At 65.5% G+C, this 19,140-nt stretch carries 19 protein-coding genes and 1 pseudogene; 12 read left to right on the plus strand and 8 right to left on the minus strand.

From position 1 onward, the window contains the following. The first annotated feature begins 5 nt into the window (after positions 1–5). From Sa4125_RS11280 to Sa4125_RS11290, 3 genes are read left to right on the plus strand one after another with little or no spacing between them, the layout of a single operon-like run. Positions 6–731 (plus strand): glycerophosphodiester phosphodiesterase family protein, encoded by a 726-nt coding sequence (locus tag Sa4125_RS11280; protein WP_224007287.1) that lies wholly within the window; start codon positions 6–8, stop codon positions 729–731. Positions 732–768: 37 nt separating this feature from the next. Continuing rightward, complete coding sequence (locus Sa4125_RS11285; protein ID WP_224007289.1) at positions 769–2,007, plus strand: GNAT family N-acetyltransferase; 1,239 nt, start codon at positions 769–771, stop codon at positions 2,005–2,007. A gap of 58 nt (positions 2,008–2,065) precedes the next feature. Continuing rightward, positions 2,066–2,491, plus strand: a complete 426-nt coding sequence (locus Sa4125_RS11290) for an HIT domain-containing protein (protein ID WP_224007292.1) — start codon at positions 2,066–2,068, stop codon at positions 2,489–2,491. 36 nt (positions 2,492–2,527) lie between these two features. Here the strand turns inward: Sa4125_RS11290 and Sa4125_RS11295 are convergent, their stop codons facing one another. The 4 genes from Sa4125_RS11295 to clpS form a co-directional block, all read right to left on the minus strand. Next, positions 2,528–2,887 carry an AzlD domain-containing protein gene (locus tag Sa4125_RS11295; RefSeq protein ID WP_224007294.1) on the minus strand — a complete coding sequence of 120 codons (360 nt, stop codon included), beginning with the start codon at positions 2,885–2,887 and terminating at the stop codon, positions 2,528–2,530. Continuing rightward, positions 2,884–3,624, minus strand: coding sequence for an AzlC family ABC transporter permease (locus tag Sa4125_RS11300; protein WP_224007296.1), 741 nt, complete (start codon positions 3,622–3,624; stop codon positions 2,884–2,886). Before Sa4125_RS11300 ends, Sa4125_RS11295 begins: the two co-directional genes overlap by 4 nt. A gap of 92 nt (positions 3,625–3,716) precedes the next feature. Continuing rightward, on the minus strand, positions 3,717–6,167 hold the full coding sequence (gene clpA, locus Sa4125_RS11305) for an ATP-dependent Clp protease ATP-binding subunit ClpA (protein WP_224007298.1): 2,451 nt from the start codon (positions 6,165–6,167) through the stop codon (positions 3,717–3,719). An 8-nt stretch (positions 6,168–6,175) separates the two neighbouring features. Further along, positions 6,176–6,568: an ATP-dependent Clp protease adapter ClpS gene (gene clpS, locus Sa4125_RS11310; RefSeq protein WP_224007760.1), complete on the minus strand. Its 393-nt coding sequence runs from the start codon at positions 6,566–6,568 to the stop codon at positions 6,176–6,178. 430 nt (positions 6,569–6,998) lie between these two features. Between clpS and Sa4125_RS11315 the strand changes: the two genes are divergently transcribed. Further along, complete coding sequence (locus tag Sa4125_RS11315) at positions 6,999–8,432, plus strand: D-alanyl-D-alanine carboxypeptidase (protein ID WP_224007300.1); 1,434 nt, start codon at positions 6,999–7,001, stop codon at positions 8,430–8,432. 137 nt (positions 8,433–8,569) lie between these two features. Beyond that, positions 8,570–8,839, plus strand: a complete 270-nt coding sequence (locus Sa4125_RS11320) for a hypothetical protein (protein WP_224007302.1) — start codon at positions 8,570–8,572, stop codon at positions 8,837–8,839. A 78-nt stretch (positions 8,840–8,917) separates the two neighbouring features. Here Sa4125_RS11320 and Sa4125_RS11325 read toward each other — a convergent pair whose 3' ends face one another. Next, entirely contained in the window at positions 8,918–9,349 is a 432-nt protein-coding gene (locus Sa4125_RS11325; RefSeq protein WP_224007304.1) for a DUF1489 family protein, read from the minus strand. Positions 9,350–9,513: 164 nt separating this feature from the next. Here Sa4125_RS11325 and Sa4125_RS11330 point away from each other — a divergent pair, with 164 nt between their 5' ends. Further along, the gene (locus tag Sa4125_RS11330; RefSeq protein ID WP_224007305.1) at positions 9,514–10,278 is read left to right on the plus strand and encodes a DUF599 family protein; all 765 of its coding nucleotides are present in this window, start codon (positions 9,514–9,516) and stop codon (positions 10,276–10,278) included. A gap of 8 nt (positions 10,279–10,286) precedes the next feature. Further along, a pseudogene (locus Sa4125_RS11335) lies at positions 10,287–10,433 on the plus strand (DUF3253 domain-containing protein); the annotation flags it as partial. Between the two features lie 47 nt (positions 10,434–10,480). Here the strand turns inward: Sa4125_RS11335 and Sa4125_RS11340 are convergent. Then, positions 10,481–11,356, minus strand: a complete 876-nt coding sequence (locus tag Sa4125_RS11340; RefSeq protein ID WP_224007308.1) for a YdcF family protein — start codon at positions 11,354–11,356, stop codon at positions 10,481–10,483. Between the two features lie 101 nt (positions 11,357–11,457). Beyond that, the gene (locus tag Sa4125_RS11345) at positions 11,458–12,288 is read right to left on the minus strand and encodes an aldo/keto reductase (RefSeq protein WP_224007311.1); all 831 of its coding nucleotides are present in this window, start codon (positions 12,286–12,288) and stop codon (positions 11,458–11,460) included. 110 nt (positions 12,289–12,398) lie between these two features. Here Sa4125_RS11345 and Sa4125_RS11350 point away from each other — a divergent pair, with 110 nt between their 5' ends. Continuing rightward, positions 12,399–13,367, plus strand: coding sequence for a heparan-alpha-glucosaminide N-acetyltransferase (locus Sa4125_RS11350; protein ID WP_224007314.1), 969 nt, complete (start codon positions 12,399–12,401; stop codon positions 13,365–13,367). 6 nt (positions 13,368–13,373) lie between these two features. Here the strand turns inward: Sa4125_RS11350 and Sa4125_RS11355 are convergent, their stop codons facing one another. Then, positions 13,374–13,766 (minus strand): MerR family DNA-binding transcriptional regulator, encoded by a 393-nt coding sequence (locus Sa4125_RS11355; protein ID WP_224007762.1) that lies wholly within the window; start codon positions 13,764–13,766, stop codon positions 13,374–13,376. Positions 13,767–14,308: 542 nt separating this feature from the next. Here Sa4125_RS11355 and Sa4125_RS11360 point away from each other — a divergent pair. From Sa4125_RS11360 to Sa4125_RS11375, 4 genes are all read left to right on the plus strand, one after another. Continuing rightward, positions 14,309–15,001, plus strand: coding sequence for a response regulator transcription factor (locus tag Sa4125_RS11360; protein ID WP_224007318.1), 693 nt, complete (start codon positions 14,309–14,311; stop codon positions 14,999–15,001). A 258-nt stretch (positions 15,002–15,259) separates the two neighbouring features. Beyond that, complete coding sequence (locus tag Sa4125_RS11365) at positions 15,260–17,584, plus strand: phage tail sheath subtilisin-like domain-containing protein (RefSeq protein ID WP_224007321.1); 2,325 nt, start codon at positions 15,260–15,262, stop codon at positions 17,582–17,584. Positions 17,585–17,594: 10 nt separating this feature from the next. Continuing rightward, the gene (locus Sa4125_RS11370) at positions 17,595–18,119 is read left to right on the plus strand and encodes a phage tail protein (RefSeq protein ID WP_224007324.1); all 525 of its coding nucleotides are present in this window, start codon (positions 17,595–17,597) and stop codon (positions 18,117–18,119) included. Between the two features lie 7 nt (positions 18,120–18,126). Further along, entirely contained in the window at positions 18,127–18,894 is a 768-nt protein-coding gene (locus Sa4125_RS11375) for a hypothetical protein (protein ID WP_224007327.1), read from the plus strand. Positions 18,895–19,140 lie beyond the last annotated feature (246 nt).

Here is a 19,140-nt window from a genome sequence, read left to right on the forward strand (position 1 = left end):
TGTCCATGGCCGTCGAAACGTCCCTCGACTGGCTCACCCGCCAGCCGATCGCCCACCGCGGGCTGCACGACGGCAATGTCGCCGTCATCGAGAACACCCTCGCGGCGGCAGCCGCCGCCATCGCCGGCGGCTATGCCATCGAGTGCGATGTCAGCCTGACCCGTGACGGCGTGCCGGTCGTCTTCCATGATCCGACCCTGGAACGACTGACCGCGGCATCGGGCCGGGTCGCCGACTGGTCGGCCGAGGAACTCTCCTATCTCAGGCTTGGCGACACCGACCAGAAGATTCCGACCGTCGCCGAGTTTCTCGCCTTCGTCGACGGGAAAGTTCCCGTGGTGATGGAGATGAAGGGCACAAGCCCCGAGGATGACTCAGCCTTCTTCGCCGGTCTCTGGCCGGTGATCGCGGGGTATAGTGGGCCGCTGGCGCTGATGTCCTTCGACGCCTGGCTGATCGACCAGGCGCTTGCCGGCTGCGACCTTCCCGTCGGTCTGACCGCCGAGGGCCTGCGGCCGGAACTGCTGGCGGCGCACAGGGCTCTGGTCGAGCGCGGCTGCAGCTTCGTCTCCTACAGCGTCCACCATCTCCCCAACACCTTCGTCGACTGGTTGCGCACGGAGCGGCGTGCACCCGTGATCACCTGGACGGTTCGCATGCCCGAGGAGGTCGCCCTGACGCGGGCCTATGCCGACCAGATGACCTTCGAGGGCTTTGTGCCGCAGGCGTGATGCTTGCAATGCACAAAGGGGGCGATAGCTTTCCGGCATGACACAGCATCAAGGGCCCGAAGCATCGGACGGATCGGCGGCAGAGCCGGGCTTCGCCATCCGTGTTGCCGGCGAGATCGGCAAGATACCGGCGGACGTCTGGGACAGGCTGGCGCGGGTGGAGGATCCGGCGGCAGCTTCCGAGAGTACTGGAACACTCTCCGACAACCCTTTTACATCACATGCTTTCCTGAAATTGATCGAAGACAGCGGTTGCGTCGGCGGTCGAACCGGATGGCAACCGCAGCACCTCGTCCTCGAGGATCCGGACGGCACGGTGATCGGTGTTGTGCCGGCCTATCTGAAGGGCCACAGCCAGGGCGAATACGTCTTCGACCATGGCTGGGCCGATGCCTTCGAGCGTGCCGGCGGGCGGTATTATCCGAAGCTGCAGATTTCCGTGCCGTTCACGCCGGCAACCGGGCCGCGGCTTCTCGTGGGAAATGCCGCAGGCGCCGACGTCCGCCGGCTGGCGCTGTGCGAAGGCATCAAGGCCTATGTCGGCCAGACCGGCGTCTCCTCGGCGCATGCGACGTTCCTGACGCCCGTCGACCTTGCGGCGATGGATGCGGACGATTTCCTCCACCGGACCGACCAGCAGTTCCACTTTCGCAATGAGGGCTTTGCGTCCTACGAGGATTTTCTGGACACCCTCGCCTCGCGCAAGCGCAAGGCGCTGCGCAAGGAACGGCGCGAGGCCCTGTCGGCCGGCATAGAGATCGAGTGGCTGACCGGCGCAGACATCACCGAGGAAGCCTGGGACGCATTCTTCGACTTCTACAACGACACCGGCGCGCGCAAATGGGGCCGCCCCTACCTGAACCGGACGTTCTTCTCGCTCATCGGCGAGCGCATGCCGGAGCGAATCCTCCTGGTCATGGCGAGGCGCGGCGGACGCTACATCGCCGGCGCGCTCAACCTCATCGGCGGCGATACGCTTTATGGCCGCTACTGGGGCTGCATCGAGGAGCATCCCTTCCTGCATTTCGAGGTCTGCTACCATCAGGCGATCGACTATGCGATCGCGCACAGGCTCGCCGTGGTCGAGGCCGGCGCGCAGGGCGAGCACAAGCTCGCCCGGGGCTACGCTCCCGTGACGACACATTCGGCGCACTACATCCGCCATCCCGGGCTTCGCGATGCGATCGAGGACCATCTGGAATTCGAGCGGCGCGAGGTCGAAAAGCGGCAGATGATTCTCGCCGAGCACACGCCTTTCAAAAAGTGCGAGGATTGACGGACAAACCGTTCCGTCAGAGACCGGCGACCGGACACGTGCTGGAGGGAGACGCCCGATGACGGAAACCTACGATCCGACGAACATCTTTGCCCGAATCCTGCGGGGGGAGATCCCGCGCCACGAAATTTTCGAGGACGAAGTCGCCCTCGCCTTCATGGATGTCATGCCCCAGTCGAAGGGCCATTGCCTGGTCATCCCGAAGGCGCCGTCACGCAACCTGCTCGACGCGTCCGACGACACCCTTGCGCAACTGATGCCCCGCGTTGCCCGCCTCGCCCGTGCCGCGCGCAAGGCCTTCGATGCCGATGGTATTCTCGTCAGCCAGTTCAACGAGGCGCCGGCGGGGCAGACGGTCTTCCACCTGCATGTCCACGTGATTCCCCGCTATGCGGGAGTGGTCCTTGTCCCGCATTCCGGCGGTATGGCCGATCCCGGCATGCTGGCGGAACAGGCGGCCCTCATCCGCGCCGCCCTCGACTGACGGAGACGCGTCGCGCGGCGGCCTGAAAGCCAGGTGTCAGCCCATGGCCAAGGGCACCCCGACCAGGATGGCCTCCGCCACCAGAATGCCGATGACGACGCGCCGTCCCGCCGCGAGGTAGGCGGCAAATCCGGCGGCCAGGGCGCCGATCCGCACGGCATCCGGAATCTCCGCCAGCGATCCAGAAGGGTAGAGCACCAACCGGCCGATGACGGCGGCGACCATGCCGGTGGCGACCGTCCGCGTCAGCGCGACATAGGGCGACGCGTCGTCGAGACGGCTTGCCGACAGGACGCCGAGATAGCGCCACATGTCCGTCGGCAGCCAGCCGGCGAGGAGGATGAAGACATACGGCCACCAGGTCGCCGTGAGGGAGTGGAACGACAGGTCGCTCATGCCGAGCGCCTCGCTTCGATCGTTCGCCCGATGACGAAGGCGAGCGCACCGCCGCCGATTCCCGCGATCAGGAGATCGAACTCCGGCGACAGCCAGTGTGCCGGCGGCACGCAGAGGATGCCGAGAAAGAGTGCCAGGCGCCCGGACAGATCGCGCGCGGAGCCGAACAGCGAGGTCAGGAAATAGACCGGCGTCAGGAAGGCCAGCGCGCCGGTCGCAAGCGCCGGCAATTGCCCCATCAGGTTGAAGACGAGAGCCACGACGATCGTGTTGACCGCCGTTAGGAGGATGGCGAACGAGCCGAAGAACAGCGCCCGCCGTTCCCGCGGCACCTGGTCCACCCGCTCCATCGCAAACACCCAGCCGGTGATCGCGACGAAATGCGACAGGAACAGCAGCGTGATCGTCCGCGTCTTCGGCGTCCGTATTTCGGCGAGCAGGGCCACCACCATCGGCATCAGGCGAACCGACGACAGGCCGACGGCGAGCGCCGCTGCGGGCAGCGATATGCCGGCCGTTATCGCGCCGACGAGAATGATCTTGGCCGGGAGCGCCCAGACGACGAAGGTCATGAACGACGCCTGCAGCCAGTCGATGCCGGCATCGCGCGCCAGCGCCGCAAAGCCGATGAAAGAGACGGTGAGAATGAGGGCCGGCGGGCTGAAGATCCCCAGCATGCCCTTGGCGACCCAGTGATAAGCCGAGGGCTCCGCTTTGCTGTCCTCGCTGGCGCTCATGTCTAATGTCCCATTCCCGGGTACCGCGTCGTGTCGGCGCGCAAAAAAGGGCCGCCCTCGCGGGCGACCCTTTGCCGTTTTCGAGCCGAGGCTCAGTCTGTCTTGCGGGGCGTCTTCACGGATGCGCGCCTGGTGGTCTTGACCGCCACGTCGCCCTCATCCTCGTCGTCCTCGCCGTCGTCGTCCTCATCGAACTCTTCGCCATCGGCCAGAACCTTCGCCCGGGCACCGGCACGCTTCGACTTGGGGTTCTCGTCGGCGATCGACTCGAGGGCGAGCTTCTTGCCGCCCTTCTCGTCCTCGACGACGGTGACCTTGACGGTACCGCCCTTCTTCAGTTTCCCGAACAGCACCTCGTCGGCGAGCGGCTTCTTGACGAACTCCTGGATGACACGGGCCAGCGGCCGCGCGCCCATGTGCTCGTCATACCCCTTGTCCGCGAGCCAGACGACCGCCTCGGGCGTAAGCTCGAAGGTGACGCCGCGCTCCGACAGCTGGGCCTCCAGCTGCATGACGAACTTCTCGACGACGCGGTTGATCTCCACGGGGCCGAGACCGGCGAACGGGATGATCGCGTCGAGACGATTGCGGAATTCCGGCGTGAACAGCTTGTTGATCGCCTCGACATCGTCGCCGGTGCGCCGTGTCGAGCCGAAGCCGATCGCCGCCCGTGCACCTTCCGCCGCTCCCGCGTTCGTCGTCATGATGAGGATGACATTGCGGAAGTCGATCTTCTTGCCGTTGTGGTCGGTGAGCCGGCCGTGATCCATGACCTGCAGCAGGATGTTGAAGAGGTCCGGATGAGCCTTCTCGATTTCGTCGAGCAGCAACACGCAATGCGGATGCTGATCGACGCCGTCGGTGAGGAGCCCGCCCTGGTCGAAACCGACATAGCCGGGAGGTGCGCCGATCAGCCGCGAGACGGTGTGCCGCTCCATATACTCCGACATGTCGAAGCGCAGGAGTTCCAGGCCGAGGGCGGAGGCCAGTTGCTTGGCGACCTCCGTCTTGCCGACGCCGGTCGGGCCGGAGAAGAGGTAGCTGCCGATCGGCTTGTCCGGCTCGCGCAGGCCTGCACGCGCCAGCTTGATCGTCGCCGACAGCGCCTCGATCGCCGCGTCCTGGCCATACACCACCCGCTTCAGCTGCGTGTCGAGATGGGCGAGGACTTCCTCGTCGTCCTTCGACACCGACTTCGGCGGGATGCGGGCCATCGTGGCGATGGTCGCCTCGATCTCCTTCACGCCGATCTTGCGCTTTCGCTGCGCCTCGGGGAGCAGCATCTGCGACGCCCCGGTCTCGTCGATCACGTCGATCGCCTTGTCCGGCAGCTTGCGGTCGTTGATGTAGCGGGCCGACAGCTCGACCGCCGCCTTGATCGCATCATTGGAGAACTTCACCTTGTGGAAGTCCTCGAAATAGGGCTTCAGCCCCTTCATGATGGCGATGGCATCGTCGATCGTCGGTTCCTTGACGTCGATCTTCTGGAAGCGCCGGACGAGCGCCCGGTCCTTCTCGAAGAACTGGCGGTATTCCTTGTAGGTGGTCGAACCGATGCAGCGGATGGCGCCGTTCGAGAGCGCCGGCTTCAGGAGATTAGAGGCATCCATGGCGCCGCCGGACGTTGCGCCGGCACCGATGACGGTGTGGATCTCGTCGATGAAGAGGACGGCGCCCGGATACTCCTCGAGCTCCTTGACGACCTGCTTCAGCCGCTCCTCGAAATCGCCGCGATACCGTGTGCCGGCGAGCAGCGTTCCCATGTCGAGCGAAAAGATCGTCGCGTCGGAGAGAACCTCCGGCACGTCGTTCTCGACGATCCGCTTGGCCAGGCCCTCGGCGATGGCCGTCTTGCCCACGCCGGGATCACCGACATAGAGCGGGTTGTTCTTGGACCTGCGGCACAGAACCTGGATCGTCCGGTTGATCTCCTCGGTGCGGCCGATCAAGGGATCGATGCGCCCGGATTTCGCCTTCTCGTTCAGGTTGATGCAGTAGGCGGTGAGAGCATCCTGGGTCGTTTTGCGCCTGCCTTCCTCATCGGGTCCCATGGTCGACTGGTCGTCCTCGGCGCCCCGCAGCGGGCGACTTTCCGACCCGCCGGCGCGCTTGGCAATGCCGTGCGCGATGAAGTTCACGGCATCGTAGCGGGTCATTTCCTGTTCCTGCAGGAAATAGGCAGCATGGCTCTCGCGCTCGGCAAAAATCGCCACGAGCACGTTCGCCCCTGTCACTTCTTCGCGACCCGACGACTGGACGTGGATCACGGCACGCTGAATCACCCGGTGGAAGCCGGCCGTCGGTTTGGAATCTTCTTCATGCCCGGTGACGAGGTTGGCCAGTTCGGTGTCGATGTATTCGACGAGGCTGGCACGCAGCACGTCGAGATCGACGTTGCATCCCTTCATCACCGCGGCTGCGTCCTTGTCCTCGAGCAGCGCCAGCAACAGGTGTTCGAGCGTGGCAAACTCCTGCTGCCGCTCGTTGGCGAGCGTCAGAGCCTGATGCAGAGACTTCTCAAGGCTTTGCGAAAATGTCGGCAAGCTTCACCTCAATTCTTTTCCATCACGCATTGAAGCGGATGCTGATGCTGGCGGGCGAAATCCATGACCTGCGTGACCTTTGTCTCCGCGACCTCGTAGGTAAAGACCCCGCATTCACCAACGCCATGGTTGTGCACATGCAGCATGACGCGGGTGGCAGCCTCGCGATCCTTTTGGAAAAAACGCTCCAGCACATGAATCACGAATTCCATCGGCGTGTAATCGTCATTCAGAAGCAGAACTCTGTAAAGGCTGGGCTTCTTCGTCTGCGGCTTGGTCCGGGTAATGACCGAGGTGCCCCTGTCGGGGTCCGTCCCCCGCTGCCGGCCCGCTTGTGAACGCAAGATGCCCGTCTCCAGCCCTTTTCCCGATCCGTCGATCACTGCCGCCACCTCTGTCATCCACAAGCTATGTAATGTGCCGCGTTCGGATTTTAAGGCATGTTCGATCGCCATGAAAGTTTCCCGACTGACGGCCATCGCATAGCCGAACGGTTTGCGATTCAAGATAATTTCCTCTCGTCCGGTTTTGGCCCGACTTCCGCTCTACAAGCGACCGATAAGTGCTCGGGTCACTCGATTTCCCCAGTTCGCCGGTGTGGAGCCTGGCCCGCCCGGATGCTTGTCCGGCGGCCGACAACACTCCGGCAACCATAAACGGATTGGTAATCCGCACCGCTTAGTCTCCCCTCTATCGAAGAGACGCCGATCAACGGCTTCCCGGTCGGCGCAGTGTCGATCTCGCGGAAAGTCCGGCGTGTCCCTTTTGACCGAACCGAGAGAGTTGCTCGTGCGTATAGGAATTCCAAGCCGCAAGGTTCGTCTGATCGGCTTGAGCAAGGTCGTTGGCGTCTGCGCGATCGCCACTGCGATCCTCTCGCAGTCCACCATGCTGGCTTCGGCCGACAGCAATGACGCCGCGTTCGTGATCGACGCCAACAATGGCAAGGTCCTCTACTCGGAGTCCGGGGATGCCCAGCGCTATCCCGCCTCGCTGACGAAGATGATGACGCTTTACATGCTTTTCGAGGCCATGGAGAGCGGCAGAGTGTCCAAGAGCACGCCGATGAAGGTTTCCTCCTACGCCGCCGCACGGCCGCCGACGAAACTGCGGCTGAAAGTCGGCTCGACGCTGAAGGTGGAAGAGGCGATCCTTAGCCTCGTGACGCTCTCGGCCAACGATGCGTCGGTCGTCATCGCAGAGCATCTCGCAGGGTCAGAGGCCCGGTTCGCGGAGCAGATGACGGCAAAGGCGCGCCAGCTCGGCATGCGGCAGACGACATTTCGCAATGCCAACGGGCTGCCCAATCCGGGGCAGGTCACGACCGCCCGCGACATGGCGACGCTCGGCATCGCCCTGCGCGAGCATTTTCCCCGCGAATTCGCCTACTTCAAGACGAAGTCGTTCAACTTTCGCGGCCGGACGATCAACGGTCACAACCGGCTGGTTGGCCGCATCCAGGGCGTCGACGGCATCAAGACAGGCTATATCAACGCCTCCGGCTACAATCTCGTCTCCTCCCTCCTGCGCGACGACAAGAAGATCGTCGGCGTCGTGATGGGCGGGAGTACGGGCGCTGCCCGTGACAAGAAGATGGCCAATCTTCTGACCAAATATCTGGCCCAGGCGTCGACCCGCACCGGCGGACCGCTGATCGCATCGCGTGCCACGGAGCCACGCGTCACCGTCGCCGCAGCGGCGCCGACTTTCAGCTACCAGCCGCCCTCGACCGTGCCGCTGCCACGCATGCGTGAAACGATCAACGAGCGCATCGCCGAGGCCTATGGCGCCGATGCGGATGCCGCCCATGCGATCGCGCGCATCGCCGCCCCCGCCAGGCCGATCGTCGGCCGTGCGGCGCTGCGCGCCGCGCTCGCCGCCCCTCGGCCCGCGCGCCTGGCGCCGGTCCATTCCCTCGCGCCGTCGCGTCCGGTGCCGCCCGGTGCCATTCCCGGCGGAGGCGACTACGATCCGATGACGACGGGGACCATACTGTCTCGTGCTGCGTCCCCCCAGCCGACCCCATGGGTCATCCAGATCGCGGCCATGCCGGAGAAGGACCGCGCCATGGACATGCTGGCAGAGGCCAAGGCGCGCAGCGGCGCGGCTCTCAGCGACGCGCAGCCGTTTACCGAAGTGGTCGCGACTGGCTCGCAGACGCTCCACCGGGCACGCTTCAGCGGCTTCCAGTCGAAGAACGAGGCGAACCAGGCCTGCGCGGCGCTGAAGCGTCACTCCTACAACTGCTACACCGTCGCCAACTAAGCGCCGCCGGATCCTTCCGCCGACGTCTGCCGTAGGAATTGAGATCCCGAGAGCGATCGACCGTCGATCGATCGGGAACCCGTATCCGCAATCCAAGCCACTAAGGCGCCTATCCAGCCGCGTTGAGGACTGCCGCAATGACCATCGATCAGGAAAGCCTCGGCCACATGGATCACGCTTCCAACAGATTTGGCGGGACCGTTGTCGGGATGCATCCCCTGCATCAGGCTTCGCGGCGCATCAACGAGTTCCGCGAGGGACGTTCGCTGCTCAAGGCGAAGGATCTCGTCGGCCTGCTGCTGTGCCACGGCGCACGGGCATGGCGCGCATCCCAGCCGGCAGCCTCGCCGCGGCTCGTCGTCTATTCACCCGTCGGCGACCGCGCCATTCGCTTGCGCATTCGCTGAGGCGTCCGCCGGAGCCTCACTCGCGAGCGACAGTTCGTAGCAAATGATGCGCCTGCATGCCTCGCGGGGCAGGAATTGCTAAATCAGGCCGAGTTCGGCGAGTTCGCGCCGAAACTCCGGCGGCAAGGCGTCCGAGCCGCCCTCCCCGACATCGCCCGGCGCTTCGGCTCCATCGAGATAGCGCCAGCCCTGGAACGCGCGACGGGGCTGCCAGTCGGTCAGGACGAAACGCGGCTCGAGCACGATGTGGCAGCGCTTGATGCCCTCGGCATCGACGACCGGCCGCAACTCCAGGATCGGCTGCCGAACCTGCACCTTCCCCTTGATCACCCAGTAAAGCGATCCGCCATCCAGAAGTTCGTGCGCGCGCTTCGGCAGCGAACGGGTCTGATGGATCTGTTCCTGCGGCAAGCCGCGACTGGCCGCGTCGCGCAGTCGATCCGCGACCCAGGCCTGCAGGTCCTCGACCGAATCCGCGCCGACGCAGAGCTTGACCATGTGAAGCGACATGGCGCCTTCTGCCGCGGCAGGCCGTTCGCCGTCAAGCGACGGTGTGGATCTTCCGGGTCTTGCCCCTTTGCCAGGCCTCCACGCCACGGTCGCATGTGATTGCCGGCAAGGCTTCAATTTGCGATGACCGTACCCGGACAAGGCACGGGGACCGGGCGGAACACATGACGAGTTTGGACATTCGGGACGGTATCGCCCTCGCCGTCTTCATCGGCGGTTGGTTCGCCTACAACTGGCTGACGGACAAAAGTCCCTGGTCTCGCCGGGGGCTCAGTCAGGCGATGAACGTCCAGCGCCGCCGCTGGATGCAGGTCATGCTCAGTCGCGATCTCAGGATGATCGACACGGCGATCATGGCGGGTCTGCAGCAGGGCACCGCCTTCTTCGCATCGACCTGCATCTTCGCCATCGGCGGATGCTTCGCCCTTCTCGGCTCCGGCGCCCAGATCGCCACCATCGCCGCCGACCTTCCCTTCCACGGCCAGGTCGAGCGCGGACTGATCGAGATCAAGCTCCTGGGCGAGGTGACCATCTTCGCCTATGCCTTCTTCAAGTTCGGCTGGGCCTACCGGCTGTTCAACTACTGCACCATTCTGATCGGCGCCGTCCCCATGCGCTCGGATGCCACGATCGACCCGGAGGCGGCGCAGCGGGCCGTCTTCCGCGCCGCGCGGATGAACCAGCTGGCGGCAAGGAACTTCAATGCCGGCCTGCGCGGCGTTTTCTTCGCCATCGCCTTTCTCGGCTGGTTCATCGGTCCCTATTTCCTGATCGGCACGACGCTTTTCGTGATGGCGATCCTCGCCCATCGCCAGTTTTTCTCACCGGCCCGCTTCGCCGTGGCCGACGACGACGAGGTCTTTCTTCCATGTCCGCCGCCGCAGAAACAGCCGACCCAGCCAACCTCGCTGACGGAATCCAGTCCCTGATCACGTCGATGGTGGCCGAGCGTGGTCCGGACAAGACGGTCTGCCCCTCGGAAGTCGCGCGCGCGATCGCCGGGTCGGACGAGACGCAGTGGCGCCTCTTGATGCAACCGATCCGCCGCGTCGCGGTCGCGATGGCCAGGGCTGGCACGGTCACGATCCGGCGAAAGGGTCGCACCGTAGATCCCGACGACTTCAAGGGGATCTACAGGCTGGGAACCGCCGGAGACGCGACGCTTGCGAGAGCGGACGATCCAGCCGGAGACCCCGTGACGGAGGGCGCAAGCGCTGATGGTGCGGGGAACAGCGCATCTGTGCGCCCCCTCAGCCAGTAGACCGCCAGGCCGATATATTCGCGCATCGAATCGTTCACCTTGTCGAGATTGCGCATCGATGAGGTCGAGGGCCGCCAGACGAGATTGCCGGCCGGCGTGCGGTAGTCGACGGGATAGGGAACGACGTCGAAGCCCGCCTTGCGGAAACACCCGACGCTGCGCGGCATGTGCTGCGCCGACGTGATCATCACCCAGATCTCCCCCGGCTTCGGATCTGCCAAGGCCCTGGCATAGACGGCATTCTCGTAGGTGTTGCGGGCACGTCCCTCGAGCACCAGCCTGTCACGCGCGATTCCCTGCGACAGGAAGAACTGTTCGGCCGAATCGACTTCCGGCACGTCCTCCTCGATGAGGCCGGCGACGCCGCCGCTGAACAGGAGTTTCGCGTCGGGAAAACGGAGTGCGAGCGCAGTTGCCGCCGTCATCCGGTCGGCGGCCTCGTTCAGCTCCACTTCTCCGCGAGTGCGCGCGACGCGCGTATCGAGCGCTCCGCCGAGGACGACGATTCCGGTGATTCTCGCAGGCAGTTCGGGCCGCGGAAACCGGTTCTCGAGGGCGGCGGTCATCAGGAGACCCAGCGGGCTGACCGAGACGACAAGGAGCAGCACGAGGACGAGCAGCGTCACTCCCGCGGCCAACCGTCTGAGGCCGAAGAAGCCGAGCACCAGGCCCAAGGCTAGAAGGCCGGCCATGACGACGAGCGGTTGGAGGACCAGCCAGGCCAGTTTGGAGACGATGAAGAACAAGCAGGCGACTTTCCGACGGAGGAGCCTTTTCCCTTAGCCGCAGATGTCAGGCCATGCCATCGCCGCCATCAAAAGACGACGGCGATGGCGGAAGTCGCGCGTCAGACGCGATCCCAGTTGGGCGCAAACGACGGATCGACCAGACGCTTGCGCCTCAGGGTCAGCGCCGTCAGCGCGGCCTGTTCGTCGGGGCTCAGCTCGAAGTCGAACACCGCCAGATTCTCCGCCAGGCGCTCCGGCGTCTTGGTGCGTGGGATGGCGGCGACCCCGTCCCGCTGGATCTCCCACCGCAACACGATCTGCGCCGGTGTCTTGCCATGGCGCGCGGCAATGCCAACGATTTCGGCATTTTCCAGGATATCCCCGCCCTGCCCGACCGGCGAGTAGGCGACCATGGCCATGCCGTGCCGTCGGCAGGCGGAATAGATCGCGTCCTGCGACAGGAAGGGATGGTACTCGACCTGATTGCAGGCGAGCGGTGCTTCCGAAAGGGCCGCGGCCTCGTCGAGCATCGCGCTGGTGAAATTGGCGACGCCGATATGCCGGGTGAGGCCGAGATCGATGGTCTCGTTCAAGGCATCGATCGATTCTTCGAGCGCTACGTCGGCGTTGGGCCAGTGAATGAGGAGGAGGTCGACAGCGCCGATGCCGAGCGTTTCGATCGCCTCCCTCGCCGAGGCCTGCAGCTTGCCCTCGGCGATGTCGGCCCACCAGACCTTGGTCGTCACGAAGAGATCGTCACGCGCGATTCCCGACTGGCGGATGCCCTCGCCGACCGCGGCCTCGTTCTTGTACATGCGCGCGGTGTCGATGTGGCGGTAGCCGGTCTCGATCGCCTTGGCGACCATCTCGCTGCAACGCTGGCCTTCCAGCGTGTAGGTGCCGTAGCCGATCGCCGGAATCCGTGCGCCGTTCGCTTCGATGATCTTCATGCCGATGCCTTTCTGTGCCATCACGTCGCCCCTGCGGACCGCCGCTCCTGTTGCCCAGGAGATAGGCGGATGATCCGGGTTTCCAGTCGACAAGAGATGACATAGCCGCAATGACGCATGGCGAGACCGGTATCGAGCCGGAAAAGAAGGGCGGACGGATCGAGGCGCTCGATCTGGCCCGTGGCGCCGCTTTGCTGGCGATGGTGGTCTACCACTTCACCTGGGACCTCGAGAATTTCGGCTATGTCGATCACGGACTGACCGGAAGCGGTGGCTGGAAGGTCTTTGCCCGCTGCGTCGCGTCGAGCTTTCTCTTCCTCGTCGGCGTCAGCCTGGTGCTGGCGCATGCCCGAGGCATCCACTGGCGATCGTTCTGGCGGCGGTGGATCGGGGTTGCCGCCGGTGCCGTGGCCATCACCCTCGTCACCTTCTTCGTCACGCCGCAGGGTTTCGTGTTCTTTGGCATCCTGCACGAGATCGCGCTGGCGAGCCTTCTCGGCCTCGCCTTCCTGCGTTTGCCCTTCGCTGCGACGGCCTTGGCGGCTGTCGCGGTCGTCGCTCTGCCACAGTTCCTCGCGACGGAACTCACCAACCCGAAATGGCTGGCCTGGATCGGCATGGCGGCGAAACCGCCGGTCTCCAACGACTATGTCCCGCTGTTCCCCTGGTTCGGCGCGGTGCTCTTCGGCATGGCCGCCGCACAGGCATCAAGCCGCCTCGGCCTCTGGGAGAAGCTGCGCGGGATGAACCCGGCTCTCCGCCCCGCCGCGCCCATTGCCTGGCTCGGACGCCATTCGCTGGTCTTCTACCTCCTGCATCAACCGCTGTTGTTCGGCCTCGTCGCGGGAGCCGCCCATCTGTTCCCGCCCGATCCCTCCCGCATCCTGCAATCGGATTGTCGCAGGGGTTGCATGGTGGAGCGGCAGGATGCCGCCTTCTGCACGCGCTATTGCAGCTGCATCAACGATCGCCTGGCGGGCGCGGACCTCCTGACGGCGTTGCTGGCCGGGACCACCACCGAAAGCGAGAACGCTACCATCGGCGGCATGGTGCTCGCCTGCTCGGCGCCGGATCCTTGACCCGCTTCAGCTTTCCTGCGGCACGCCGAGCTCGGCCATGCGGGTGAGGCAAGCCTCCTCGGCATTGTCGAGTTCGGCCATCAGCTCCTCGATATCGCGCCGCTTCTGCTCGAGCTCCAGCCGTTTTTGGCTGACGCGCCGGACGATGGCGCGCAGCTGCCCCGCCTCACCCGGCGGCGTCTTGTACATCTGCATGATCTCGCGGATCTCGGAAATCGAGAAGCCGAGCCGCTTGCCACGCAGGATCATCTTCAGGAGATGCCGGTCCGAATGCCGGAAAAGCCGCGTCCGCCCCCGCCGGATCGGCGCAATCAGCCCCTCGTCCTCGTAGAATCGGATGGTCCGCGTCGAGATGTCGAACTCTCGCGTCAGCTCGGTGATGGTGTAGTAGTCGCGCATCGAGATTCCCCAGGGACGACCTGTCTGGCGCATGACTTACGTAAAAGTCAATTGCCACCCCTGCCAGCAAATCTCGCCGTTGGCCGACTGGCCTGCGGCGTCACCCGAATGGACCCTGCGTCGCGACGGATGGCTCATTTCATGGCTGACGGTGATTGAGGGGCGGCCAGGTCCGGCGGCAGCTCCTGCACGCCGGCACCTCCGGCATGGCGTCGCTCGTACGGCCAGCCCTTCACTGCCATGGCGGTTTTCCGAACCAATACCGGGCACTTCTGCCACCCATGTCCTCTGTGCCTATGGGGCGCGACACATAACAGTGAAGGCGTCACATTTTCGAGCGGCCCGGGTTTTGGCGAGGATGAGGCCTGCAACACCTCACGAATTTCCTCCTCGGAGCGATCACTCGGTCGATTGCCCGCAACAGCTGCGTCACCCCTCTGCTTGTCTGCCGGGCGCACTTCGGGCTCTTATATCCAGCACGTCGAAGCAAGGCCGGATCGCAATCCTCAGAATCTTTTTGGTGACAGGGGCGTACGATGAGAATGGACGGCAAGGAACCCGCCCAACTCGACGCCGATATCGCAGCCGCGACATTCGACGCGCCATCGACCGAGGTGCGTCTGTTCATCGTCAGCGGCATGCGGTTCGTTCGCGAGGGGCTGGTTCGCTCGATCGGAAGGCGCAAGGGCATCTCCGTCGTCGGCTCCGGTGACTTCGGCGCGGCCGTCTCGCAGCAGCTCCTCCTCGCAGAGCCCGACGTCGTCGCGATCGATACTGCGGAGCAGAACGGGTTCGAGGCGGCGCGGGCCATCCGGGCCGGGGCCGGGCCGGCCACGAAGCTTGTCGCCTTTTCGGTTGCGGACACGCGTGACGCGGTCTTTGCCTGCGCCGCGGCCGGTTTTTCGGGATATGTGACCCGCGATGCGGAGGTCGACGACCTCGTTCGTGCCGTGCGGGAGGCGCGCGCAGGGCTGTTGACCTGCACCCCTCACATGACCGCCGCCCTGTTTGACTATCTGTCACACCTCCTGCAGCGGCCGGACCCGGCCACGGAGAACATTCTCACCCCGCGCGAGAACGAAATCCTCGACCTTGTCCATTCGGGTTGCTCCAACAAGGAGATCGCCCGCAAACTCGATATCAGCCCGGCCACGGTCAAGAACCACATCCACAATATCCTGGCGAAGCTCAAGGTAGACCGCCGGGCCAAGGCCGCGGCCGTCGCCCGCTCCTGAACTCCCTTCCCGCCATCGCGCGATTGCAGCCACGCTGTAGCCAGAACGGTCCAGGCTGGATCTAGACCCTTTGGACGCGATGCCTGGGCCAAACGGCTCTGTCGGCCATGCACCCTTTCGCGACCGCAAGTGGTCCGTACGATCGGGCCTCTCTAGCCCCCCGATGATCCATAGGAGCCTTTGTTCCGAGGAAGGCACGATCTGCCACCGCGACCTTTGGTCTTGCGGTGCAAGCTGTCCTTGACGGGAGACGATGCGATGCCTGTCACCCCTGCCTATCCGGGCGTCTACATCGAGGAAGTGCCGAGCGGTGTGCGCACGATCACCGGTGTCGCCACGTCCATCGCCGCGTTCATCGGCTACACGGCGCGGGGGCCGGTCAATGCCGGGACCGCGATCTTCAACTTCGGCGACTTCGAGACCGTGTTCGGCGGGCTCGATCAGCGTTCGCCGCTCAGCTATGCGGTCGAGCACTTTTTCCGCAACGGCGGCGGGCAAGCCGTCATCGTTCGTGTCGCCAGCGGCGCTGCGGCGGCCTCGATCGGGCTTTCCAGCGCCGCTTCCGGCGGCACCCACGTCCTCACCGTCACGGCCCGCTCGGAGGGCACCTGGGGCAACGGGCTACGACTCGCGGTCGACTACGACACGGCGATCCCGGCCAGTCTCTTCAACCTCACCGTCACCGAGTTCGTCGACCGCGGCGGCACCCTGCAGCCGGCGCGAACGGAGACGCACCGCAACCTTTCGATGAATTCCTTCGCGCCGAACTATGCGGTGGCGACCGTCAACGCCGCATCCGAGCTGGTGCGGCTGGAACGTACCGGAACCGCGGCGAGCCTGGCCGGGCTGGTCGACGGCAACGGCACCAGTACCAGCGGCGTGCTGACCGAGCCGGAGCTGGTGGCGTTGAACGACGACCGACGCCGCCTGCGGATCGCCCTCGACGGCGGCCTGCCGCGGGAGTTCGACATCTTCGATGCCGGTGGCTCGATCACCGGCGCCAACCTCAACGCCAAGCTCGACAATCTCGCGACCCGGATCACCAGCCGCGTCGTCGCGCTCGACCCGTCCCCGGCCTTTGCCGGCTTCACCGCGGTGCGCTCCGGCGCGACCATCGTCGCTACCTCCGGCACCGCCAATGGCAGCGGTGAGCGCTCGTCGGTGCGCTTCAGCCCCGCCAGTGTGCGCAGCGCCACGGTCGCCCTGAAGCTCGGAACGCTTGCCAATGGCCGGGAAGCCGATGCAGCCGCCCTCATCCGCCCGGCGGCGACGGGTACGGTGAGCGGCAGCCTCGCCGCGGTGAACATCGGCGCCCTGGCCCAACCGGCGGCGATCGCGGTCACCATTGACGAGCCGGGCGCCGCGAGTGACGGGCCGTTCACCCTGCCGCTCTGGGACGCGGCCGGCCGCCCGTCGACCCTTGCCGGCGTGGTCTCCGCCGTCCAGGCGGCGCTTGCCGCCTCACCGAAGGCGGCCCTGCGCGATGCCCGAGTCCTGCTCGTCGATGGCCAGATGGTCATCGTGTCGGGCGGCGCAAACCCGAGCGCCCGCCTGACCTTTTCCAATGCCGCGGCCGACACCACAGCAACGACGCTCGCTCTCGCGACCGGCGCGGCCAACGTCGCGGGCTATGCACTGGGACTCGGGGCGACGGTCGCCGCCCAGCTCAATCCGGTACCGGGCGACGACGGCCTGCCGCCGAGCGCGGCCGGGCTTGCCGGCAGCCGGGCGGCCAAATCCGGGCTCTATGCGCTCGAGGATGTCGATCTGTTCAACATCCTGACATTGCCCGAGCAGTCGGATGCCGCGCTTCTCTCGACGGCCCTTGCCTATGTCCGGGAGCGCCGTGCCTTCCTCCTCGTCGACCTGCCTGCTGAAACCAACACGCTGACGGAAGCGCAAGCCTGGCTTTCGGCGAACGGCTCGCTGCGCGACCAGAACGCGGCGGTCTATTTCCCGCGCATCCTCGCTGCCGACCCGCTCGATAACAACCGCTTCCGCACCTTTCCGAACTCAGGGGCGATCGCCGGGCTGTATGCGCGGACGGACGGCGAGCGTGGCGTGTGGAAAGCGCCGGCCGGAACCGACGCCGTGCTGCGCGGCGTCCGGGCGCTCGATTACGTTTTGACCGACCCGGAAAATGGCGTGCTGAACCCGCTGGGGATGAATTGCCTGCGCAATTTCCCGGGGTTCGGGCCCGTCGTCTGGGGCGCGCGCACGCTCCGGGGCAGCGACCAGCTCGCTTCGGAATGGAAATACGTGCCCGTGCGCCGCCTCGCCCTCTTCCTCGAGGAGAGCCTCTACCGCGGCACGCAATGGGTGGTCTTCGAGCCGAACGACGAGCCGCTCTGGGCGCAGATCCGGCTGAACGTCGGCGCCTTCATGAACAACCTGTTCCGCCAGGGCGCCTTCCAGGGCCGAACGCCGCGCGACGCCTATCTCGTGAAATGCGACGCGGAAACCACGCGGCAGAACGACATCAATCTCGGCATCGTCAACGTCGTCGTCGGCTTCGCGCCGCTGAAGCCGGCCGAGTTCGTCATCATCAAGATCCAGCAACTTGCAGGCCAGATCCAGGCGTGAGGGGAATTCGATGGCGCAGTTCAGCATCAACGCCCAGCGCTTCGACCCGTACAAGAACTTCAAGTTTCGCGTGAAGTGGGACGGGCGCTATGTCGCCGGCATCTCGAAGGTCGGGGCGCTGAAGCGCTCCACCGAGGTGGTCGAGCATCGCGAGGGCGGCGACCCCTCCACCGGCCGCAAGTCGCCGGGCCGGACGAAATACGAGGCCATCACGCTCGAACGCGGCGTCACGCACGATTCCGAATTCGAGAAGTGGGCAAACAAGATCTGGAATTTCGGGTCGGGCCTCGGCGCGGAGGCCTCGCTCAAGGATTTCCGCAAGGACATCATCATCGAGGTCTACAACGAGGCCGGACAGCTCGCCCTCGCCTACAAGGTCTTCCGCTGCTGGGTATCGGAATACCAGGCCCTGCCCGATCTCGACGCCAATGCCAATGCTGTCGCGATCCAGACGCTGAAGCTGGAGAACGAGGGCTGGGAGCGTGACACCGCCGTTGTCGAGCCCTCCGAGCCGACCTTCAGCGAGCCTGCGTGAGGGCGTGATGGCGCAGGGCATCCCCTCAGGCGCGAGCGGCCCGGGGTCGACGATCCGGGCGGTCGCTCAACTGTCCCCTGACAGGATCCTCGCGCTACACGATGCCGGTGCCGGTCTCGACGGGACCGAACGCGTGCTTCTCGCTTTGTCGATTCACCAGCCGGGTGGCGAGGCCAACGTCCCCCTCGGGATTCGCGACCGCATCCTGCTCGACATGTACCGCGTCACCTTCGGGTCCGTCATCGACGCCGTGGCGACCTGTTCCGCCTGCGCGTTGCAGATGGACGTTCCCCTCGATGCCGCAACGCTCGTGGTCGAGGCGAAACCCGATGCGTCGCCGCAGATCCTGGTCGACGACTGGAGCATCCTGGTCCGGCCGCTCGACACGGCCGACCTTATCCGGGCCGCCCTGTGCCAGGATCGGACCGCCGCGGCGCTGACCCTGGCCCATGCCGCGATCGTCTCGGCAACTTGTGAGGGAAAGGCCGTCGCGCCCGACGGACTGCCACCCGCGATCGCCCGCGCGGCCGAAGAAGCTGTCATGGCACTCGACCCCATGGCGGAGACGGTCGTCGACGTTGCCTGCCCTGCCTGCGGCAGCGTGACGCCCCTGGGGTTCGACGTCGGCGCATTCCTTTGGCGCGCGATCGACCAGGCAGCCTGCGGCCTGCTCGATGACGTGGCGACGCTCGCCCGCCGTTACGGCTGGTCCGAGCGGGACGTGCTGGCGATGAGCCCCCACCGACGTCTCCACTATCTTGCCGCGGCCGAGTGATGGGTACCACGCCTCCCCGAGTACTGCGAGAATGGGCCGGCTGCGCCATGGCCCGACGAGGTGGCGCATGACGCTCTTTGCACGTCTTGCCCTGCGTGTTTCGGGTGCGGCCCCCTTGCTGCAGCCCCGCACGGCAGTGCGTTTCGCACCCGCCGTGCCTCTCCACGGAGGCCCTTCCTTCGCCGCGAGCCCTGCCCCCTCGGTCTCAGCCGCCGCCCCCGTCCCCGCGCAACCCGCCGGGCCGGA

The sequence above is a fragment of the Aureimonas sp. SA4125 genome (assembly GCF_019973775.1).
Classification (GTDB): Bacteria; Pseudomonadota; Alphaproteobacteria; order Rhizobiales; family Rhizobiaceae; genus Plantimonas.